This is a genomic window from Pantoea sp. B566 (genome assembly GCF_024793925.1).
GTDB lineage: Bacteria > Pseudomonadota > Gammaproteobacteria > Enterobacterales > Enterobacteriaceae > Pantoea > Pantoea ananatis.
The window spans coordinates 4273907-4291768 of record NZ_JANUQL010000003.1; the positions used below are offsets into that span (position 1 = coordinate 4273907).

General features: G+C 53.4%; 18 protein-coding genes. 13 read left to right on the forward strand and 5 right to left on the reverse strand.

Annotated elements, in window-relative coordinates:
- The first annotated feature begins 30 nt into the window (after positions 1–30).
- The 4 genes from gsiB to NYE92_RS21610 all read left to right on the forward strand — a co-directional run bounded on the left by gsiB (position 31) and on the right by NYE92_RS21610 (position 3987).
- Positions 31–1566: a glutathione ABC transporter substrate-binding protein GsiB gene (gsiB, locus tag NYE92_RS21595; RefSeq protein ID WP_259019424.1), complete on the forward strand. Its 1536-nt coding sequence runs from the start codon at positions 31–33 to the stop codon at positions 1564–1566.
- A gap of 143 nt (positions 1567–1709) precedes the next feature.
- Complete coding sequence (gene gsiC / locus NYE92_RS21600; RefSeq protein ID WP_014606229.1) at positions 1710–2636, forward strand: glutathione ABC transporter permease GsiC; 927 nt, start codon at positions 1710–1712, stop codon at positions 2634–2636.
- Positions 2636–3541, forward strand: coding sequence for a glutathione ABC transporter permease GsiD (gsiD, locus tag NYE92_RS21605; protein WP_013025187.1), 906 nt, complete (start codon positions 2636–2638; stop codon positions 3539–3541). Before gsiC ends, gsiD begins: the two co-directional genes overlap by 1 nt.
- Positions 3538–3987, forward strand: coding sequence for a DUF4385 domain-containing protein (locus tag NYE92_RS21610; RefSeq protein WP_014593286.1), 450 nt, complete (start codon positions 3538–3540; stop codon positions 3985–3987). Before gsiD ends, NYE92_RS21610 begins: the two co-directional genes overlap by 4 nt.
- On the opposite strand, the gene rimO is transcribed toward NYE92_RS21610, so the two are convergent.
- On the reverse strand, positions 3984–5312 hold the full coding sequence (gene rimO / locus NYE92_RS21615; protein WP_013025189.1) for a 30S ribosomal protein S12 methylthiotransferase RimO: 1329 nt from the start codon (positions 5310–5312) through the stop codon (positions 3984–3986). The genes NYE92_RS21610 and rimO overlap by 4 nt on opposite strands.
- Positions 5313–5688: 376 nt before the next feature.
- On the opposite strand from rimO, the gene NYE92_RS21620 reads away from it, so the two are divergent.
- Both NYE92_RS21620 and NYE92_RS21625 read left to right on the forward strand, forming a co-directional pair.
- Positions 5689–6324: a carbonic anhydrase gene (locus tag NYE92_RS21620; RefSeq protein ID WP_259019425.1), complete on the forward strand. Its 636-nt coding sequence runs from the start codon at positions 5689–5691 to the stop codon at positions 6322–6324.
- A 187-nt stretch (positions 6325–6511) separates the two neighbouring features.
- Positions 6512–7648 (forward strand): PQQ-dependent sugar dehydrogenase, encoded by a 1137-nt coding sequence (locus NYE92_RS21625; RefSeq protein ID WP_210449848.1) that lies wholly within the window; start codon positions 6512–6514, stop codon positions 7646–7648.
- A gap of 1 nt (position 7649) precedes the next feature.
- Here the strand turns inward: NYE92_RS21625 and NYE92_RS21630 are convergent, their stop codons facing one another.
- Positions 7650–8306, reverse strand: a complete 657-nt coding sequence (locus tag NYE92_RS21630; protein ID WP_014593287.1) for an HAD family phosphatase — start codon at positions 8304–8306, stop codon at positions 7650–7652.
- A gap of 272 nt (positions 8307–8578) precedes the next feature.
- Between NYE92_RS21630 and NYE92_RS21635 the strand changes: the two genes are divergently transcribed.
- Entirely contained in the window at positions 8579–9781 is a 1203-nt protein-coding gene (locus NYE92_RS21635) for a serine hydrolase (protein ID WP_013025193.1), read from the forward strand.
- Positions 9782–9810: 29 nt separating this feature from the next.
- Here the strand turns inward: NYE92_RS21635 and ybjG are convergent, their stop codons facing one another.
- Both ybjG and NYE92_RS21645 read right to left on the reverse strand, forming a co-directional pair.
- Complete coding sequence (gene ybjG, locus NYE92_RS21640) at positions 9811–10416, reverse strand: undecaprenyl-diphosphate phosphatase (protein WP_013025194.1); 606 nt, start codon at positions 10414–10416, stop codon at positions 9811–9813.
- Positions 10417–10785: 369 nt separating this feature from the next.
- The gene (locus NYE92_RS21645) at positions 10786–12474 is read right to left on the reverse strand and encodes an aspartate:alanine antiporter (RefSeq protein WP_259019515.1); all 1689 of its coding nucleotides are present in this window, start codon (positions 12472–12474) and stop codon (positions 10786–10788) included.
- Between the two features lie 253 nt (positions 12475–12727).
- On the opposite strand from NYE92_RS21645, the gene ybjM reads away from it, so the two are divergent.
- Positions 12728–13093: an inner membrane protein YbjM gene (gene ybjM, locus NYE92_RS21650; protein ID WP_029568555.1), complete on the forward strand. Its 366-nt coding sequence runs from the start codon at positions 12728–12730 to the stop codon at positions 13091–13093.
- A 132-nt stretch (positions 13094–13225) separates the two neighbouring features.
- Here the strand turns inward: ybjM and NYE92_RS21655 are convergent, their stop codons facing one another.
- The gene (locus NYE92_RS21655; RefSeq protein ID WP_013025197.1) at positions 13226–13489 is read right to left on the reverse strand and encodes a GrxA family glutaredoxin; all 264 of its coding nucleotides are present in this window, start codon (positions 13487–13489) and stop codon (positions 13226–13228) included.
- Positions 13490–13735: 246 nt separating this feature from the next.
- Here NYE92_RS21655 and NYE92_RS21660 point away from each other — a divergent pair, with 246 nt between their 5' ends.
- The 5 genes from NYE92_RS21660 (at position 13736) to potF (ending at position 17821) form a co-directional block, all read left to right on the forward strand.
- Complete coding sequence (locus NYE92_RS21660; RefSeq protein WP_259019426.1) at positions 13736–13993, forward strand: DUF1418 family protein; 258 nt, start codon at positions 13736–13738, stop codon at positions 13991–13993.
- 11 nt (positions 13994–14004) lie between these two features.
- Complete coding sequence (nfsA, locus tag NYE92_RS21665) at positions 14005–14727, forward strand: oxygen-insensitive NADPH nitroreductase (protein WP_029568556.1); 723 nt, start codon at positions 14005–14007, stop codon at positions 14725–14727.
- Positions 14728–14749: 22 nt separating this feature from the next.
- A complete protein-coding gene (gene rimK / locus NYE92_RS21670; protein ID WP_014593292.1) occupies positions 14750–15652 on the forward strand; it encodes a 30S ribosomal protein S6--L-glutamate ligase in 903 nt (300 codons plus the stop codon).
- Between the two features lie 86 nt (positions 15653–15738).
- Positions 15739–16218 (forward strand): YbjN domain-containing protein, encoded by a 480-nt coding sequence (locus NYE92_RS21675; protein ID WP_014593293.1) that lies wholly within the window; start codon positions 15739–15741, stop codon positions 16216–16218.
- 493 nt (positions 16219–16711) lie between these two features.
- On the forward strand, positions 16712–17821 hold the full coding sequence (gene potF, locus NYE92_RS21680) for a spermidine/putrescine ABC transporter substrate-binding protein PotF (RefSeq protein ID WP_014593294.1): 1110 nt from the start codon (positions 16712–16714) through the stop codon (positions 17819–17821).
- Positions 17822–17862: the final 41 nt, after the last annotated feature.

Consider the following 17862-nt stretch of genomic DNA (forward strand, 5'->3'; position numbering starts at 1 on the left):
AAATCAGACAGGGATAACAAGGAGAAGACAATGCAGATAACGATGCGAAAAGGCTTACTGGCAGCGGGCGTACTCAGCAGTGCAATGGCGTTACCCGCCTGGGCCGCACAGGATGCGGTCATTGCCGTGGCCTCTAATTTCACCACCCTCGATCCCTACGACGCCAACGATACGCTGTCGCAGGCGGTCGCAAAGTCGTTCTATCAGGGGCTGTTCGGCTTTGATAAAGACATGAAGCGCATCAACGTGCTGGCCGACAGCTACCAGGTGAGCGAGGATGGTCTGACCTATACGATTAAACTGCACTCCGGCGTGAAGTTTCAGGATGGCACCGACTTTAATGCCGAGGCGGTGAAGGCCAACCTCGACCGTGCCAGTAATCCCAATAATCATCTGAAACGCTATAACCTGTTCAAATATATCGCCAGCACGGAAGCCGTCGATCCTGTGACGGTAAAAATCACGCTCAAACAGCCTTTCTCGGCCTTTATCAATATTCTGGCGCACCCGGCCGCCGCGATGATCTCGCCCGCTGCGTTGAAAAAATATGGTAAGGAGATTGGGTTCCATCCGGTGGGAACCGGGCCGTTTGAATTCGTCACCTGGAACCAGACCGACTTTGTTAAGGTAAAAAAATGGGATGGCTACTGGAAGAAGGGCTATCCAAAACTCGACAGTATCACGTGGCGTCCGGTGGTGGATAACAACACCCGTGCGGCCATGCTGCAAACGGGCGAGGCGAACTTTGCATTCCCGGTGCCCTACGAGCAGGCCAAACTGCTGGAGAAAAACAGCAAGCTTGACGTGGTGGTCTCGCCCTCGATCATGCAGCGCTATATCAGCCTGAACGTGACACAAAAGCCTTTCGATAATCCCAAGGTGCGTGAGGCGCTGGAATACGCGATTAATCGTCAGGCCCTGGTCAAAGTCGCGTTTGCCGGTTATGCCACACCGGCTACGGGTATTGTGCCGCCATCGATTGAGTACGCTCAAACCTATCCGCCCATTCCCTATGATCCTGCCAAAGCAAAAGCGTTGCTGAAAGAAGCCGGCTATCCGAACGGGTTTGAAACCACGCTCTGGTCCTCTCACAACCACAGTACGGCACAGAAAGTTCTGCAGTTTGTGCAGCAGCAGCTGGCACAGGTGGGCGTTAAGGTGAAGGTTACCGCCATGGATGCGGGACAGCGCGCGGCGGAAGTGGAAGGCAAAGGTCAGAAAGAGAGCGGCGTACGCATGTTTTATACCGGCTGGTCTGCCTCCACCGGGGAAGCTGACTGGGCATTAACGCCGCTGTTTGCCACCACCGCCTGGCCGCCAGCGATCTTTAATACTGCCTTCTACAGCAATCCGAAAGTCGATAAGGATCTGGCCGATGCGTTGAAAACCACCGACAGCAAGCAAAAAGCCGAACTCTACAAAGATGCGCAGGATACGATCTGGAACGATCATCCCTGGATTCCACTGGTGGTGGAGCAGTTGGTTTCAGCCCACAGCAAAAACCTGAGTGGCTTTTATATGATGCCGGATACCTCATTTAGTTTTGACGATGCCGAGCTGAAGTAACCCGGCGGACCCGTTCAGGTTGACGCGAGGGGGCACAGCCCACAGCCAAACCTGAGCGGTTCGTGTAATGCCCGCTTTTGCCGTGTGTGCTGAAGCGGGCGGGCAGGCCAGCCGCGACGGCTGGCGGCTGTGTAGGATCTGACATGTTTAACTATTTTCTGAAACGACTGCTGGGCCTGATTCCCACGCTGTTTATCGTGGCGGTGCTGGTGTTTATGTTTGTGCACTTACTGCCGGGGGATCCCGCACGCCTGATTGCCGGCCAGGAAGCCGATGCCTCCGTCGTCGCGCTGGTACGCCAGGAGTTGGGGCTGGATCAACCGCTGCCACTGCAGTTCTGGCACTTTGTCGTCAATGCCCTACAGGGGGATTTTGGCCAGTCGCTGGTGTCGAGGCGGCCGGTTTCACAGGAAATCGCCACCCGCTTTATGCCAACCTTGTGGCTGACCTTAGTTAGTATGGTATGGGCGGTGATCCTGGGAATGGCGATTGGCATTGTTTCTGCGGTGTGGCGCAATCGCTGGCCGGACCGCCTGGGCATGACGCTGGCGGTTTCGGGCATTTCCTTTCCGGCGTTTGCCCTTGGCATGCTGCTGATGCAGGTGTTTTCTGTCCAGCTGGGCTGGCTACCCACGGTGGGAGCCGATAGCTGGCAGCACTACATTTTGCCTTCCGTTACCCTGGGGGCGGCCGTCGCCGCCGTCATGGCGCGTTTTACCCGGGCCTCTTTTGTTGAGGTGATGCAGGAAGATTACATGCGCACCGCGCGCGCGAAAGGGGTGCGTGAATCCGGAGTGGTGATTAAACACGGATTACGGAATGCCATGATTCCGGTAGTGACCATGATGGGCCTGCAGTTTGGTTTCCTGCTGGGCGGGTCGATTGTGGTGGAGGTGGTTTTCAACTGGCCGGGGTTGGGGCGTCTGCTGGTGGATTCAGTGCAGATGCGTGACTATCCGGTCATTCAGGCGGAGGTGCTGCTGTTTTCGCTGGAGTTTATCCTGATTAACCTGTTTGTCGATATGTTATATGCCGTCATTAACCCGGCGATTCGCTTTAAGGACACCTGATGAAAAACTGGCGACGGGAAGCGGCATTAAAAAGTATGCCGCTGTTAAACGGCAACCGGGTGAGAACACCGTGGCGCGAGTTCTGGCGGCGCTTTCGCCATCAGCCCGTGGCGTTGCTGGCCGGTCTCTTCGTGCTGGTGCTGATTGTGTTGGCATTCACGGCACCGGCCATTGCGCCGTTCGACGCTGAAAATTATTTTGACTATGACCGCCTGAATGACGGGCCGTCCCTGATGCACTGGTTTGGCGTGGACTCACTGGGCCGCGATATTTTCAGCCGCGTACTCGTGGGCACCCGAATTTCGCTGATTGCCGGTTTTGTCTCCGTGGCAATAGGCGCGTTTATCGGCACCCTGGCGGGCCTGCTGGCGGGCTACTACGAAGGCTGGTGGGACAGGATAACCATGCGCGTTTGTGACGTCCTGTTTGCCTTTCCCGGTATTCTGCTCGCCATTGCCGTGGTGGCCATTATGGGCACCGGTATCAGCAACGTGATTATCGCCGTGGCGATCTTCAGTATTCCAGCGTTTGCCCGTCTGGTGCGCGGCAATACGCTGGTGCTGAAACATCAAACCTATATCGAGTCTGCACGCAGCATCGGGGCATCCGACTGGACGATTATCCTGCGCCACCTGTTGCCAGGGACGGTATCGTCCATTGTGGTGTACTTCACTATGCGCATCGGTACCTCGATTATCACGGCGGCAAGCCTGTCATTTTTGGGACTGGGCGCGCAACCGCCCACGCCGGAGTGGGGTGCCATGCTCAACGAAGCGCGGGCCGATATGGTCATTGCGCCGCATGTGGCGATTTTTCCGGCGCTGGCCATTTTTTTTACGGTTTTAGCCTTTAATTTGCTTGGCGACGGGCTACGTGACGCACTTGATCCTAAACTTAAGACATGAAACCTTTTGATTATGACCAGGACTTCAGCACCATCGATTTTCGCAAGCAGCCTGAGCGTTACCAGGTGGGGCGCGGAGAGCAGGGCGTGCTCATGGTCCAGCCTTATAAGGGCGAGATCTTACCGCACTGGCGTTTTCGTACCGTTGAGGTTGCCAAAGCTTCGGCAGAAGAAATCATGGCGCTGTTCGAAGCCTATCGCCAGCAGGATGATTTTGTCGGCATGGACATGGCACGCAAATTTATCCAGATGGGTTATACACGCGCGCGTCGCTACAGCAACCACAAGGGCGGACGGAAATACGATGCCCAGGGGAAGGAATTGCCCTGGGGCAGGGACGAAGAAAAGGCCGCTGCGGCGGCCATTTTCAAAGCATACTGGGACAAGCTACGTGCTGATGATGACTACCTGGCGCGCAAAAAAGCGCACCAGCAGAAGTACGGTTAAGCGCGGCTGGCCCACAAATCGTATTCGTCTGCGTGTTCCACCTTCACGCGCAGGACATCACCCGGCTTAACGTTGCTCTCGCCGTTCAGGTAAACGGCGCCGTCGATTTCCGGCGCATCAGCCATGCTACGACCAATCGCTCCTTCTTCATCGACCTCATCAATGATGACCATAATCTCGCGTCCCACTTTTTCCTGCAGGCGTTCAGCAGAGATCTGCTGCTGCAACTGCATAAAGCGGTCGTAACGCTCTTGCTTAACAGCTTCATCAACCGGATCGGGCAACTGGTTCGCCGTTGCGCCTTCGACCGGGCTGTACTGGAAACAGCCTACGCGATCCAGACGGGCTTCTTTAATGAAGTCCAGCAGCATCTGGAAGTCTTCTTCGGTTTCTCCGGGGAAGCCAACGATAAAGGTTGAGCGCAGGGTTAACTCAGGGCAGATTTCACGCCAGCGCTTAATGCGCTCCAGCGTCCGTTCTACTGCGCCAGGACGTTTCATCAGTTTAAGAATGCGTGGGCTGGCATGCTGTAACGGAATATCGAGATACGGCAGAATTTTGCCTTCAGCCATCAGCGGAATAACGTCATCAACGTGGGGATACGGATAGACATAATGCAGGCGGACCCAGACGCCGAGTTTGGCTAACTGCTCACACAGGCTGACCATGCTGGTTTTTACCGGCGCACCGTTCCAGAAGCCCGTCCGGTGCTTCACGTCCACGCCATAGGCCGAGGTATCCTGTGAAATCACCAGCAACTCTTTCACTCCAGCTTCAACCAGACGTTTCGCTTCATCCAGTACTTCACCAATGGCACGGCTGTCGAGATCGCCACGCATCGAAGGAATAATGCAGAAGGTGCAGCGATGGTTACAGCCTTCAGAAATCTTCAGGTAGGCGTAATGGCGCGGCGTCAGCTTCACGCCCTGTTCCGGCACCAGGCTCAGGAACGGGTTGTGCTGCGGCTTAGGCACGTAGCGATGCACATGCGACAGCACCTGTTCATAGCTGTGTGGACCTGTAATCTCCAGCACCTTCGGATGCACCTCACGAATTTGATCGACTTTGGCGCCCAGACAGCCGGTCACGATGACCTTACCGTTTTCGTTCAGGGCTTCACCGATCGCTTCCAGAGATTCCTGGACGGCGCTGTCGATAAATCCGCAGGTGTTAACAATAACGATTTCAGCATCGTCATAGCGTGGTACCACCTCATAACCCTCGGTGCGCAGTTCCGTCAGGATGCGCTCTGAGTCGACAAGGTTTTTTGGACAGCCGAGCGAGACAAATCCGACGCGCGGCGGCAGTGTATTGGTAGTGGACATAAGGTGGTTTCCGGTTCAGCACAGCAATGGCGCGCGATTTTACCTGTGTTGTGATGAAAATTGTAGCGTTATCTGTAAGGGATTAGTTAAGCGTAAAGTAACGCAAAAACCCGTAAAGGTCTGCACCCATCGCCCGGGGGCGGACGGCAGAACACGAGGGCAACCGAAAGTCAGTAACTCACCGTTGTGTAAAAGAATTTCTAATAAACACCGAATAAACAGGTGGATAAATATTAAACATCTTTAACTTTACGACAGCGATTTTGGTCACATTCTAAGTTGATATTTGCTTGTTTTCATTAATAATGAATCGCTTAACCAGTACTGAAGGCGTCGTTTCTTCAGATCATGACGTGGACAATGTGAGAGCAAAATAATGAAAGAGATCATCAACGGGTTTCTGAGTTTTCAGCAGACAGTCTTTCCCGAAAGAAAGGCGCTTTTTAAAAGTCTGGCATCTAATCAGAATCCAAAAGCGCTGTTTATCTCTTGCTCAGACAGCCGTCTGGTGCCGGAACTCGTTACTCAGCAGGAACCCGGACAGCTGTTCGTCATCCGTAATGCGGGCAACATTGTGCCCTCTTTTGGTCCGGAACCGGGCGGCGTGTCAGCGACAATTGAGTATGCCGTAATGGCGCTGGGGGTTTCTGACATCATTATCTGTGGTCACTCAAACTGTGGCGCGATGAACGCTATCGCCTCCTGTGCCTGTATGGATTCTATGCCAGCCGTCGAGCACTGGCTGCATTATGCCGATGCGGCAAAAGCGGTGGTTGAGCAGCGTGAATACGATTCGCCTGAGAAGAAGCTCAACGAAATGGTGCAGGAAAACGTGATTGCCCAGCTGAACAACATGAAAACCCACCCGTCAGTCTCGGTCGGGTTACGTCAGGGCAAGCTGCGCCTGCACGGCTGGGTGTACGATATTGAAAGCGGTACGATTCTGGCGCTGACGCCGGGCGGTAAAGAGTTTATCTCACTGGCGGAAAATCCCGATACCTGTTTCGAATAACCGCTTCCGCCCGCTATCTTACTGCGGGCGGTCTCTTCTCTTCACGATCCCTTTTCGGTCGGTTTTCCCAGCGCATGCCATTGCCCATCCTGCTGCCAACGCCTTGTTTAATCTTTTGTAAATCCTTTACTGCATTCCAGACGGTCTGACTACGCTTAACAGCACTGCACGCTGTCAGGACAAGACTATGGTTCGTATTCCGACCCCGTTGTTATTGAGTGGCGCATTACTCTTTTCCAGCCCGCTGTGGGCGAGTGACCTTAAGGTTGAGGTGCTTCAGGATAAGCTGGATCACCCCTGGTCTGTGGCGTTTTTGCCCGATAATCAGACGTTGCTGATTACTGAACGATCCGGCCAACTGCGCAGCTGGCGGCCTGACAGCGGCATGTCCGAACCGATTCAGGGCGTGCCAAAGGTCTGGGCGCAGCGTCAGAGCGGACTGCTGGACGTGGTGCTGGCGCCTGATTTTGCCCAGAGCCGCCGTGTCTGGCTCAGCTATACCGAAGCGGACGGCAACGGCAAGGCCGGCGCCGTGGTGGGCTACGGCAAACTCAGCCCTGATAACCGCCAGTTAACCGATTTTCATGAGGTGATTCAGCAAACGCCGCGCCTCTCAAGTGGCAATAATATCGGCACCCGGCTGGCCTTCGATCGTCAGGGCTTTTTATGGATTGCCTTTGGCGACAACTTTGTCAGCAGTGCCGCACAGGACCTCGATAAACTTCAGGGCAAGCTGCTGCGTTTGAACGCGGACGGCAGCGTGCCAAACGATAATCCCTTCGTCAATAAACCCGGCGCGCGCCCCGAAATCTGGGCCTATGGTTTACGCAATCCTCAGGGGCTGGCACTGAATCCCTGGACTCAGGTGATGTGGGAAAGTGAGCATGGTCCCCGCGGTGGCGATGAGGTAAATATTATTCAGAAGGGCAAAAATTATGGCTGGCCGCTGGCAACCTACGGCATTGATTACAACGGCAGTAAGGTGCCGGAATCCAAAGGCACGCATGTGGCAGGCACGGAACAGCCGGCGTTTTACTGGAAAGTCTCGCCAGCGATCAGCGGTATGGCGTTTTATAACAGCGCACGTTTTCCACAGTGGAAAAATTCGCTGTTTATTGGCGCGCTGAAAGAGAAGAACCTGATTCGGTTGCATATCAATGGCGAGAAGGTCGTCGAAGAACAACGGTTGCTGGACGGGCGCAATGAGCGTATCCGCGATGTCCGTCAGGGGCCCGATGGCTATCTCTATTTACTGACGGATGAGGCTAACGGTAAATTGCTCAGGGTTGGGTTGACGCAGGACGCCAGCGCGTCCCGCGGTTAACTCAGCGAGCCCAGTGGCAGACCTGCCAGCCGCGCTTTTCGGCTTCCTGTAACAGCGGTTCCGCCGGATTAATTACGTGTGCATAGTCGGCCTGCGCCAGCATGGGCAGGTCGTTCATGGAATCACTGTAAGCCCAGGTGTGCGCGTAGGTTTCGGCAGGGCGCGCGGCTTTCCATTCTTCTACCCGCTTCACTTTGCCATGCTGAAACGTCAGGGTGCCGTAGGTGTTGCCGCTATAACGTTCGTCCACCACTTCGACACCAATGGCCAGGGCCCCGCAGGCACCGAGCTGGCTGGCGATAGGATTCACCAGATGTTCGCCGCTGGCGGAGATCACGATAATTCTGTCACCGCGCGCCTGATGCCAGTCAAGCCGCGCCCGGGCTTCCGGGTAAACGCGCGGCATGATATCACGGTGGATAAAGCGTCGAACCCATCCTTCCACCGTCATCGTCGCCATGCCGGTCAGCGGGGAAAGGGTTTTATGCATGTACTCATCAATCGACAGCGTCCCGGCATAATATTGACGCATTAATTCCTGTTCTTCATCAATCAGGTCACTGGAGGCAAAGCCTTGTGAGACCAGCCAGCGTAGCCACAGGCCGGTACTGTCCTCACTAATCAGCGTTTCGTCCAGATCAAACAGGGCTAGATCCATAGGGGTTCTCCTCAATTGAATAAAGTCAGGGTAACCCAGTTTTGTGACGGCCTTAACTTTCTGATTAAAAAATCAGAATTTAGCGCATTTTTATGTGCGACATTCGTGAGGGAAAATGGCACGCGCGCGGCACGCTTGCCAGGGTTAATCTACTAAAATCTATAAAACTTTACGATTAAGCGGTTTTTTTCATTGACGCCAGCGGGTAGCGTTCTCACAGAAGGTGTTAAGCCTTTGACTCTCGTTTTACTAAGGACAATCCGGCCAAGCCCATGACAAATACTTGCTTTTCATCTCACCTGCGGCGTATTGCTGCAACCTCTTTGCTACTCGTTGCGCCAATGGCTGTTTTCGCGGAACAGGCACCGGCCGCCCCTCAAATTGACGCCAAAGCCTGGATTTTAATTGACTACGCCAGCGGCAAAGTGCTGACCGAATCCAATGCCGATCAGCGACTCGATCCCGCCAGCCTGACAAAAATGATGACCAGCTATGTGGTTGGCCAGGCAATCAAATCCGGCAAAATTAAACCTGACGATATGGTAACAGTGGGGCAGGATGCCTGGGCTACCGGCAATCCTAAACTGCGGGGCTCTTCTCTGATGTTTCTGAAGCCCGGCGATCGTATCCCGGTGCATGAGCTGAACAAAGGGATTGTGATCCAGTCCGGGAACGATGCCTGCATCGCGCTGGCGGACTATGTTGCCGGCAGTCAGGATTCCTTTATCGGTCTGATGAATAACTATGTGAAAGCGCTTGGCCTGAAAAACACCCACTTTATGACGGTGCATGGTCTGGATGCCGACGGACAGTACAGCACCGCGCGGGACATGGCGCTGATTGGTCAGGCACTGATTCGGGATGTGCCGGAAGAGTACGCCCTGAACAAGGAAAAAGAGTTTACCTTTAACAATATTCGTCAGATGAACCGCAACCGTCTGCTCTGGAGCAGCAATCTGAAGGTGGATGGGATTAAAACCGGCCACACTTCTGGCGCGGGAAATAATCTGGTCGCTTCAGCCACCGAAGGCGATATGCGACTGATCTCGGTTGTGCTGGGCACCGCCAGTGATGCCATTCGCTTCCGGGAAAGTGAAAAATTACTGACGTGGGGCTTCCGCTTCTTTGAAACCGTGACCCCAATTAAAGCGGGTGCGCCTTTTGCCCAGCAGCGCGTCTGGTTTGGCGAACATAATCAGGTCAACCTGGGTGTGGAAAAAGACGCGGCGCTGACCATTCCCAAAGGGCAGATGAAAAACCTTAAAGCCAGCTACAGCCTGACATCGCCGCAGCTAGAGGCGCCGTTGAAGAAAAACCAGGTCGTGGGCACTATTGATTTTCAACTGGACGGCAAAACGATTGAACAGCGTCCGCTGGTGGTGTTGCAGGATGTGCCGGAAGGCGGCTTCTTCAGCCGCATCATTGATTTTGTGATGATGAAGTTTAATGGCTGGTTCGGAAAGTGGTTCAGCTAAAAACAGGGGACGCCGCGGCGTCCCTTTTTTTAACCTTGTGTCCAGCCTTTACGAATCGGTAAAGCGAACAGCGCCCGATAGAGCGGGTTGATGATATTGAGCAGGCGTTCGCCATACAGTTGCCAGGCAAGGTGTGACGCCAGGCAACCCAGCATTCCCACCAGAAAACCGCCCAGCATATCCATTGGCCAGTGAACCCCAAGGTAAACACGGGACCAGGCGATTGCGGTGGCGACCACCATCAGAATGATGCCCGACCAGAGCCGATGCCAGAACAGGAAAGCCAGCGCAAAGGTGAAAATCGTGGTGCCGTGATCGCTGGGATAGGAGTCATCGGCCGCGTGCGCAAGAAACTGATGACCAAAATTGATCGCGAAAGGGCGCGGATGCGGTAACAGCTGCCCAACGCACCAGGAGATGGCGAGCGCGTACAGCAGCGCAATGCCGGTTTTTAATACCAGCACACGTTGTGAGGCAACCCGATCGCGCGGTCCCCACAGCCACAGTGCCACAATCAGCAGCGGAACGATGGCGATTAAGTCTCTGGCGATGAAGATGGCAAGCTGCAATAACCAGTGAGGCGAATCCGGTGTTGCGTTAATTGCCATAAACAGGGTGCGGTTCAATTCTTCCATTACGGGATCGGTTCCTCTTACTGATGTTCAGATTCTCTCAATCCGGGAAAAAGGGCTTAAGCCAACGAGCGAAACCGGATTGAGTCTGTCGCATCTGCTAGCACATACTGCTAACAAAATAAGCTGCCTATCCTGCGTGCAGACGGTCAGAGAGTCCATCACAAGGTTCTTAATCTGCGTTAAGGTTGCAAAACGGTTTAAGTTTAATGATGTTTTAGTGTCCAGGCAGGGCGGGCAGGAGAAAGGCATAAAAAAACCCGCTGGGAAAAAGACCAGCGGGCTCCACAATTTGGGGATTTCAAAGAAAAGCAGTGGCACTTATTCAGACTGTGGTCGGGAAAAAAAGTTCTGGACGTCAGTAAAAAAATTTTATAAGGGCAATAACGGCCAGATAATAACGATTAATGTTCCCGCCAGCGTCAGCAAAACGTTCGCGATAGCATAGGTCCCGGCGTAGCCGAGTGCCGGGATGTTACTGCGAGCTGTGTCGCTGATTATCTCCATGGCTGGCGCGCAGGTGCGTGCACCCATAATGGCGCCAAACATCAGCGCGCGGTTCATGCGCAGAACATAGGCGCCAAACAGGTAGCAAATCACCACCGGTAACAGGCTGACCAGCAGGCCGCACAAGAGCATCAGTGCGCCGTTACCCGATATACCGTGGTCGATACCGCTGCCGGCGCTCAGCCCGACGCCCGCCATGAATACCATCAGCCCGAACTCTTTCACCATCGTCAGCGCACCCTGCGGAATATAGCCAAAGGTAGGATGGTTAGCGCGCAGGAAGCCCAGCATAATGCCGGCAAACAACAACCCTGCGGCATTACCGATGCCAAAGCTAAAGTTGCTGAACTGGAACGTAATTAACCCGACCATCAGACCGATGATAAAAAAAGCACAGAATGCCAGCAGGTCGGTCATCTGACTGTGAATCGCCACAAAGCCGATGCGATCCGCTACGCTCTTCACCCGTCGCGCCTCGCCGCTGACCTGCAACACATCACCTTTGTTCAGCATGATGTTGTCATCAATAGGCATCTCGATCTGGCTGCGAATCACGCGGTTGAGAAAGCAGCCGTGATCGGTAAGGTTGAGTTTGCTTAGCCGTTTGTTGACGGCATTGTGGTTTTTCACCACGATCTCTTCCGTCACAATCCGCATATCCAGCAGATCGCGGTCAAAAACTTCTTTGCCGTTACGAAAGCTGGCATCCAGGCGCGCGTGGGCATCCGGATAGCCCACCAGGGAAATATCGTCCCCCAGTTGCAGCACCGCATCACCATCCGGGCTGGCAAGGATGCCATTGCGGCGAATTCGTTCGATATAGCAGCCGGTCTGCCGGTAAATACCGAGCTCGCGCAAGTTTTTGCCGCCGCTCCACGCCACCAGTTCCGGGCCAACGCGGTAAGCGCGAATCACCGGCAGAAACACTTTGCGCTGGCTGTCAGCGTCAAGACCGCGTTCGCGCGCAATCTGCTGGGCGCAGGTGGGTAAGTCCTGATGTTGTAAACGGGGCAGATAGCGTGCGCCGAAAATCAGGCTGACTAACCCGACAAGATAGGTTACGGCATAACCCAGGCTGAGTTGATCCTGCATGATGCTCAGCTGTCTGGGATCGCTGATGCTCTGGCGCAGCGTATCACCCGCGCCAACCAGGACCGGCGTGGACGTCATGGAGCCGGCCAATACGCCTGCGGTCAGGCCGATGTCCCAGCCAAAGAGCTTGCCAAATCCCAGGGCCAGCAGCAGGGCGCTGACCACCATCACAATGGCGAGCATGAAATAATTTTTGCCATCCCGAAAGAAAATGGAAAAAAAGTTGGGGCCTGCTTCAATGCCGACGCAGAAAATAAACAACATGAAACCCAGGCTCAGGGCATCCGTATTCATCGAGAAGTGTTGCTGACCTAATAATAATGAAACCACTAATACGCCAATGGAATTTCCGAGTTGTATCGAGCCAAAACGTAATTTTCCCAGGCAAAGTCCCAGTGCCAGTACGAAAAATAATAACAGAATGTCATTACCTCTTAACAATTCTGCGATGTTAACATTCAACATTTTAACTTCTTGTTTACTTGTAACCTATTGAAGAGAGGCCTGTTTTTCGCTATCTTGAGCAGGCCGTAAGATTACCTCCAGCTATCACTGATGTCTGAAAAGGTAACGCGGCCAATATTCTAATCAGAAAAATCATTCTCAGCCATTGGCGACTTTCATTCGTTCTCAAAACGACTGTTTCTTTTTATTTCCACCAGGCTCGGCAAGGTCAAAGGCGAAGTTTTGGCATGTTTTTAATGAGTGGGGAGTTATGCCGCAGCGTTATTATTTCTGGGCAACCTGCGTATCAGGTGGCGTGTTTTATTGTGTCGTGTTTATGTTTACCCAGGATTTCCGGCTGTCAGGCACGCAGACGCTACACAGCCAGCCTGAATTGCTGCTTTTTTTACTGCCGGGTGCCGTCATGGCGCTCATGCAGCGGGAGGCGCCGCTAAAAAGCACGCTGGTGATGGCGTTTACTGGAACGGTGCTGGCTGCGCTGCTGCTACATAGCGTGTTTGCCGGGAGTACCAGCTGGAATTATATTGCTGTCTGGAGCATGAGCGGTATGTTCTGGGCGGGATGCGGGGCATTGCTGGTGCGGTTGCTGCGACTGATCGCGGCGTCAAAGCGTTAGGCTACTGTGTTGAGCTGCATCCTGCCGTTGTCGCGTTATCGCACGCGGAGCTGGCTTAACCGATCATCAAGGCGCGGCTGGCATCACGCCAGCGCGCACTTTTCAGGACGTCAGTTCTGATACATCCGTTGCTCAGGCAACAAATCCCAGATTCTCTTTTGTCCAGGCGGCGAATTCGGTGTAGCCACCAATATGCTGCTCATCCAGAAAAATCTGCGGTACGGTGCTGACAGGTTTACCTGCACTGGCTTCCAGATCGGCTTTAGTGATGCCTTCCGCCTGAATATCAACATACTGGTAATTGAAATCGTCACGCCCGGCCTGCAGCTTATCCGCCAGTTCTTTCGCCCGAACACAGTAAGGGCAGCCGGGACGACCAAAAATAACAGCAATCATTGAGAACTCCTTGCGAGGTCAGTGTGTGATGACGATCACACGACAAAGTCTGGAAAGCCGGTAATGATGCCCGCTCGTCGTGCTTAAAGAAAGCAGGATTTACCTGTTAGTCTGATGCCCGCATCCTATGACGTCGCAAAGCCGGGCCCGGTGCTCTGCAATGGCACTCTCCGAAACCGCTGATGGGCAATTTTAAGGATCTTATCCATAATTGAGACTCAGTCAGCCCTGAGGCAGGAGGAAACCATGCGGAATGTCGCAAAATTGCCCAAGACCATACTGGCAATGGAGGCGCTGGGCGGCGTACTTATCGCGAGCGCGCTGCTGGTCGTTAACCAGTGGTTACCCGCACTGCCTGCCGGTGCCGGGAGCACGCGCCTGGCGACCGCACTGTTTATTATTGGCATTCTGCTGATGTTACCTGCCGCCTGGCTATTGATGTGGCGCTGTGCCAAAGCACTTGCGGCGCAGTTGTTCAACCTTTCTGAAAAAAAAGATAATTAGCTGGAGATTTTATGACACCGACTATCGATTTATTATGCAGCCACCGTTCCATCCGTTCTTTTACGGATCAAAAGGTGAGTGCTGAACAGCGTGAGGCGATTATTGCTGCGGCGCAATCGGCGTCCACATCCAGCTTTTTGCAGTGCTCATCTATTGTACGCATCACCGATCCGGCTTTGCGTGACCAACTGGTTACCCTGACGGGCGGTCAGACATGGGTGGCCGAGGCGGCGGAGTTTTGGGTATTTTGCGCTGACTTTAATCGTCACCTGCAAATCTGCTCTGATGCCCAGTTAGGCCGGGCAGAACAGCTGCTGCTGGGCTGTGTGGATACGGCGCTGATGGCGCAAAATGCCATGGTGGCAGCGGAATCCCTGGGGCTGGGCGGCGTCTTTATTGGCGGCATTCGTAATAATATCGCTCAGGTTACCGAACTGCTGGGCCTGCCAAAATTTGTGCTGCCGCTGTTTGGTTTCTGTCTTGGCTATCCTGAATCCATACCGGATGTTAAACCGCGCATCCCGCAGTCGATGCTGGTGCACGAAAATCGTTATCAACCAGTGGATCCTGCGGTGCTGGCTGATTACGATAGCCGCACGGCGATTTACTATGAACAACGCGACAGCAACCAGCGTAGCGAAACCTGGAGCCAGTTGATTCAGCGCCTGATCATCAAAGAGACGCGCCCGTTTATGCTGGATTACCTGCATCAGCAGGGCTGGGCAACACGCTAATTTAACGCAAGGATTTTGATTGATGAAAATGGCCATTCTGTCGCGCGATGGAACGCTCTATTCCTGTCGCCGTTTACGTGACGTCGCCGAACAGCGCGGTCATTTTGTTCAAATCATCGATCCGCTCTCGTGTTACATGAACATCAACCCCGCCTCGCCCGGTATTCACTACCGTGGCGAGCCGCTGGGGCACTTCGATGCCGTTATTCCGCGCATTGGCACCGGGATTACCTTCTACGGCACGGCGGTACTACGCCAGTTCGAAATGTGCGGCAGTTATCCTTTAAATGAATCCGCCGCCGTGACCCGCGCGCGTGACAAATTGCGTTCCCTGCAGCTGCTGGCGCGGGACGGGATTGATATGCCGGTAACGGGGTTTGCCTCTTCTCCTGACGACACGCAGGATCTGATCGCCATGGTAGGCGGCGCGCCGCTGGTGGTGAAACTGGTCGAAGGCACGCAGGGGATAGGCGTGGTATTGGCAGAGACGCGCCAGGCGGCAGAAAGCGTTATCGATGCCTTTCGTGGGCTAAATGCACACATTTTAGTGCAGGAGTTTATTCAGGAAGCGCGCGGACGCGATGTGCGCTGTCTGGTCATTGGCGATCGGGTCGTGGCGGCCATTGAGCGCCAGGCGAAAGAGGGCGATTTTCGCTCGAATTTACATCGCGGCGGCAAAGCCTGCACGGTTGACATTAGCGAGCAGGAGCGCGAGATGGCCGTCAAAGCCGCCGCGGTTCTGGGGCTGGATGTCGCGGGGGTGGATATTCTGCGCTCGGCGCGCGGCCCGCTGGTGATGGAGGTGAATGCTTCACCAGGTCTGGAAGGGATTGAAACCACAAGCGGTCTTGACATCGCCGGCATGATGATTGACCACATTGAACGGCATGCTACCCCCGGGCTCCGTCCTAAAACCACGGGTTGACCCGCGCTTTTCAGTGGTTTTCGTGGAATCTCACCACGTTTTTCCGTAAGCTAGGTCGCTTATTTATCACCCCATGGGATTTTACAATGGATTCTCTTGTCGTTCCGGATATCGACCTGCTGCGTCGTTGGCTGGATCAGCAAAATATCACTTGGTTTGAATGTGATGCTTGTCAGGCACTTCATTTGCCGCACATGCAAAACTTCGACGGGGTGTTTGACGCTAAAATCGACCTGGTCGATAACGTCATTCTGTTTTCGGCACTGGCCGAAGTAAAACCGACTGCGCTTATTCCGCTGGTGGGTGACTTATCGCAAATTAACGCCAGTTCGCTCACGGTGAAGGCGTTCATCGATATACAGGATGACAACCTGCCTAAGCTTATTGTTTGTCAGTCAATGATGACCACTGCCGGGTTAACCTTCGGGCAGTTTGCACATTTTATGAAGCAGAGCGAAGAAGAAATTTCCATGGTCATTATGGAAGCCTTTGCCAATAATCTGCTGATGATAGGTGAAGACGAAGAGCACGTCTCAAGCAGCAGCATCCATTCTGTTCTGCACTAAGTACAGGATCTGATTAAGCCGTCACCCGTGACGGCTTTTTTTATTCCCGGCGAATGTCTACTTGCTGACCCGCGCTATTTCCCGCCCCGCCGATGCAGCCGCAAAGATCCCTGTCTCCGGCACGCGTAATTCTTAATGTTATCAATTGTGAACGACATAGATTAATTTATAACCGTAATGTTTTATTCTGCATTAAGCCCTTAATTGCCAGATTTATGACGTTCTTTATGCCATAAAAGCCGAACCTCATAGCTTAAACATGCCTAAAATATTGAGTTCAGGCGTTTTTTACGCTGAGGTCTGGTGAACCCTCAACGGGGGGGCTATGCTTGCGGGGCGGCGACAGGCCTTAGATTGCCGCGCAGGTATAGGTTTTTACTATTAAACGTCCACTGAATAATGATTCATTGTGTCACTGAATTTTAATCACAAAACGCAAAACTGAATCACTGATGTGCAGCGTTGTTATAACCCGCTCAGGAGGATTAAAAGCATGTTCAACCAACGTCAAAAATGGTTGTCAGGTGTGGTTGCTGGGGTGCTGATGGCTGCTTCAGCCAGTACCATGGCGGAAGATAAGACGCTGCACGTTTATAACTGGTCGGATTATATTTCGCCAGATACCGTGCCTAATTTCGAAAAGCAGACCGGCATTAAAGTCGTCTACGACGTGTTTGATTCCAACGAAGTGCTGGAAGGCAAACTGATGGCCGGCAGTACGGGTTACGATGTCGTGGTGCCTTCTTCCAGTTTCCTGGCGCGTCAGCTTCAGTCCGGCGTGTTTCAGCCGCTGGATAAAAGCAAACTGCCAAACTATAAAAATCTGGATCCCGCGTTAATGGCGAAAGTGGCGCAACACGATCCGGGTAACAAATATGCGATTCCTTATTTGTGGGGCACCACCGGCATTGGCTATAACGTCGAAAAAGTGAAAGCTGCGCTGGGCGCGGATGCGCCGGTAAACAGTTGGGATCTGGTCTTGAAGCCGGAAAACCTGGAAAAACTGAAAAGCTGTGGCGTGTCTTTCCTGGATGCGCCTGAAGAGATCTTCGCAACCGTACTTAATTATTTGGGCAAAGATCCTAACAGCAGCGATGCGAAAGATTATTCTGGCGCCGCGACGGATCTGCTACTCAAGCTGCGTCCGAATATTCGTTACTTCCACTCTTCGCAATATATTAACGATCTGGCGAACGGCAATATCTGTGTGGCTATTGGCTGGTCAGGCGATATTCTTCAGGCGAAAAACCGTGCGGAGAAAGCAAAGAATGGCGTCAACATTGGTTACAGCGTACCGAAAGAGGGCGCACTGGCCTTCTTCGATATGATGGCGATTCCAAAAGACGCGAAAGATGTGGATGCCGCTTACACCTGGCTGAACTACATCATGGATCCGAAAGTGATTGCTGACATCTCCAATAAAATGAATTACGCCAACGGCAATAAAGCGTCACTGCCGCTGATTAATGCCGATATCCGTAATAACCCGGGTATTTACCCGACGCCGGATGCCATGGCCAAACTGTTTGTGCTGAAGGTCCAGGATCCAAAACTGGATCGTGTGCGTACGCGTGCATGGACTAAGGTTAAAAGCGGTAAGTAATTCGACAGCATATGTTTTGTGACAGCAACAGAGGCGCAGTG

What these genes read in the sequence shown, in the direction of transcription:
- gsiB (WP_259019424.1), top strand. Translation starts at nt 31, where the DNA reads ATGCAGATAACGATGCGAAAAGGCTTACTGGCAGCGGGCGTACTCAGC.
- nfsA (WP_029568556.1), top strand. Translation starts at nt 14,005, where the DNA reads ATGACACCGACTATCGATTTATTATGCAGCCACCGTTCCATCCGTTCT.
- NYE92_RS21675 (WP_014593293.1), top strand. Translation starts at nt 15,739, where the DNA reads ATGGATTCTCTTGTCGTTCCGGATATCGACCTGCTGCGTCGTTGGCTG.
- gsiC (WP_014606229.1), top strand. Translation starts at nt 1,710, where the DNA reads ATGTTTAACTATTTTCTGAAACGACTGCTGGGCCTGATTCCCACGCTG.
- ybjG (WP_013025194.1), bottom strand. Translation starts at nt 10,416, where the DNA reads ATGGAAGAATTGAACCGCACCCTGTTTATGGCAATTAACGCAACACCG.
- potF (WP_014593294.1), top strand. Translation starts at nt 16,712, where the DNA reads ATGTTCAACCAACGTCAAAAATGGTTGTCAGGTGTGGTTGCTGGGGTG.
- NYE92_RS21610 (WP_014593286.1), top strand. Translation starts at nt 3,538, where the DNA reads ATGAAACCTTTTGATTATGACCAGGACTTCAGCACCATCGATTTTCGC.
- ybjM (WP_029568555.1), top strand. Translation starts at nt 12,728, where the DNA reads ATGCCGCAGCGTTATTATTTCTGGGCAACCTGCGTATCAGGTGGCGTG.
- NYE92_RS21660 (WP_259019426.1), top strand. Translation starts at nt 13,736, where the DNA reads ATGCGGAATGTCGCAAAATTGCCCAAGACCATACTGGCAATGGAGGCG.
- rimK (WP_014593292.1), top strand. Translation starts at nt 14,750, where the DNA reads ATGAAAATGGCCATTCTGTCGCGCGATGGAACGCTCTATTCCTGTCGC.
- NYE92_RS21635 (WP_013025193.1), top strand. Translation starts at nt 8,579, where the DNA reads ATGACAAATACTTGCTTTTCATCTCACCTGCGGCGTATTGCTGCAACC.
- NYE92_RS21625 (WP_210449848.1), top strand. Translation starts at nt 6,512, where the DNA reads ATGGTTCGTATTCCGACCCCGTTGTTATTGAGTGGCGCATTACTCTTT.
- rimO (WP_013025189.1), bottom strand. Translation starts at nt 5,312, where the DNA reads ATGTCCACTACCAATACACTGCCGCCGCGCGTCGGATTTGTCTCGCTC.
- NYE92_RS21620 (WP_259019425.1), top strand. Translation starts at nt 5,689, where the DNA reads ATGAAAGAGATCATCAACGGGTTTCTGAGTTTTCAGCAGACAGTCTTT.
- NYE92_RS21630 (WP_014593287.1), bottom strand. Translation starts at nt 8,306, where the DNA reads ATGGATCTAGCCCTGTTTGATCTGGACGAAACGCTGATTAGTGAGGAC.
- gsiD (WP_013025187.1), top strand. Translation starts at nt 2,636, where the DNA reads ATGAAAAACTGGCGACGGGAAGCGGCATTAAAAAGTATGCCGCTGTTA.
- NYE92_RS21655 (WP_013025197.1), bottom strand. Translation starts at nt 13,489, where the DNA reads ATGATTGCTGTTATTTTTGGTCGTCCCGGCTGCCCTTACTGTGTTCGG.